This is a genomic window from Polynucleobacter sp. 35-46-11 (assembly GCF_002281105.1).
In genome coordinates this window covers 1-1,395 of the sequence record NZ_NCFJ01000611.1, presented here as the reverse complement: position 1 = coordinate 1,395, position 1,395 = coordinate 1, and the positions used below count along the sequence as shown (strand labels likewise).

The following is a 1,395-nucleotide window of genomic DNA, read 5'->3' as shown; positions in this document are numbered from 1 at the left end:
AACCTCACTTTCAATACTTAGGAGTAAACATGCAAGCATTCTTAGCCAACATCCAAGGACTAACCGCAATCGGTATTGGCCTCATCATCGGCCTCGGCGCATTGGGAGCCTGTTTGGGCATTGGCCTAATGGGCGGTAAGTTCATTGAGGGCGCCGCCCGTCAACCAGAATTGATCAACGAATTACAAACCAAAATGTTCCTTTTGGCTGGTTTGATCGACGCTGCGTTTTTAATTGGCGTTGGTGTTGCGATGTTGTTTGCTTTCGCAAACCCACTGCTCGCAGTTATTAAGTAATTGTTTTGGCGTGGATGACCATCAGGTCATCCTACTGTTCTCAACAATACTGAAAGGAATATCGTGAATCTGAACGCGACCCTATTCGCGCAAATGATCGTTTTCTTCGTCTTATGGTGGGTTGTTGCACGTTTTGTGTGGCCGCCGCTAGTTAAGGCGCTAGATGAGCGTTCAAGCAAAATTGCTGATGGCTTGGCATCTGCCGAGCGCGGTAAAGAAGCGCTCGCTTTAGCAAGTAATGAAGCAGAGCAAGAATTAAATAAAGCACGCCAAGAAGGTGTGCAACGTGTTGCTGAAGCAGAAAAACGTGCGCAAATGTCCGCCGAAGAAATTCGCGTTAACGCACAAGCGGAAGCGGCCCGTATTATTTCTCAAGCCGAGCAAGATGCGGATCAACAAGTTACTCGCGCACGTGAAGTATTACGTGCTGAGGTTGCAGTGTTGGCCGTTAAAGGCGCAGAGCAAATTTTGCGTCGTGAAGTTGATGCAAAAGCCCATGGCGCATTGCTTGATCAACTAAAGGCAGAACTTTGATATGGCTGAATTAGCCACAATTGCACGCCCTTATGCTGAAGCGCTTTTCCAAAGCGCTAAGCCTGCTGAGCTTGCCACTTGTTTAGAGCAGTTAAATGAATTGGCGCAGCTTGCTGCATTGCCAGAAGTTGCTGCTTTATCAAACAATCCTAAAGTATCTGCAGATGATTTAAGCAAATTGCTTTCCGGCATGGTGAAGACAAAGCTGGACGGCAAGCTTGCGAGCTTTTTAAATCTTATAAATCAAAACCATCGCTTATCTGCCATTCCTGAAATTGCTCAGCAATTTGAAGCAATGAAGAATCAGAGCGAAGGTGCAGCAGAAGTAATGATTACTAGCGCATTCCCATTAGAGGGCCCTGCGCTAAAAGATTTGTTGTCAAGTTTGAAGAAGCGCTTTGGGGGTAAAGAATTGCGCCCAACTATTCAGGTTGATCCATCTTTGATTGGCGGAGTACGCATTCAGGTTGGTGATGAGGTAATGGATAGTTCTGTTAAGGCACAGTTGGCTCAAATGCAAGCAAGTCTTGGCGCATAAGTTATCCCTATTAAGAACATACGAAAT

3 protein-coding genes are annotated in these 1,395 nt (G+C 46.0%); all 3 read left to right on the top strand.

Annotated elements, in window-relative coordinates:
- Positions 1-29: 29 nt before the first annotated feature.
- Positions 30-296 (top strand): F0F1 ATP synthase subunit C, encoded by a 267-nt coding sequence (atpE, locus tag B7Y67_RS18135; RefSeq protein WP_028818346.1) that lies wholly within the window; start codon positions 30-32, stop codon positions 294-296.
- Positions 297-359: 63 nt separating this feature from the next.
- Positions 360-830, top strand: a complete 471-nt coding sequence (locus tag B7Y67_RS18130) for a F0F1 ATP synthase subunit B (RefSeq protein WP_293599829.1) — start codon at positions 360-362, stop codon at positions 828-830.
- Position 831: 1 nt separating this feature from the next.
- The gene (locus tag B7Y67_RS18125) at positions 832-1,368 is read left to right on the top strand and encodes a F0F1 ATP synthase subunit delta (protein WP_293599828.1); all 537 of its coding nucleotides are present in this window, start codon (positions 832-834) and stop codon (positions 1,366-1,368) included.
- The last annotated feature ends 27 nt before the right edge of the window (positions 1,369-1,395 follow it).